At 44.8% G+C, this 252-nt stretch carries 1 protein-coding gene; it reads left to right on the top strand.

Annotated elements, in window-relative coordinates:
* The coding region (locus RYX56_RS24010) for a nicotinate-nucleotide diphosphorylase (protein WP_369293570.1) at nucleotides 1-252 on the top strand (252 nt) is incomplete at both ends.

The raw sequence follows: 252 nt of genomic DNA, 5'->3' as shown, positions 1-252 counted from the left end.
AGAAAATTTTGATGAGTTGCATCAAGCCATCGCTGCCAATGCTGATGTCGTCATGCTCGATAATTTTACCATTGAAGATACCCAAAAAGCGGTCGAACTGGTTGCTAGTCTTGGCAAGCCTTGCCAGCTTGAAGCTTCAGGTGATATCAGCCTTACCCACCTACGCCAAGTGGCAGAAACAGGGGTGGATTTTATCTCAATGGGTGCATTGACGAAGCATATCAAAGCCATTGATTTATCGATGCGTTTTCA

Origin of the sequence: Alkalihalophilus lindianensis (assembly GCF_032843265.1) — a bacterium.
GTDB classification, from domain to species: domain Bacteria; phylum Bacillota; class Bacilli; order Bacillales; family Bacillaceae_D; genus Alkalihalophilus; species Alkalihalophilus lindianensis.
Note: the sequence above shows the minus strand (reverse complement) of the source record. Positions and strands in the feature narration are given on the sequence as shown.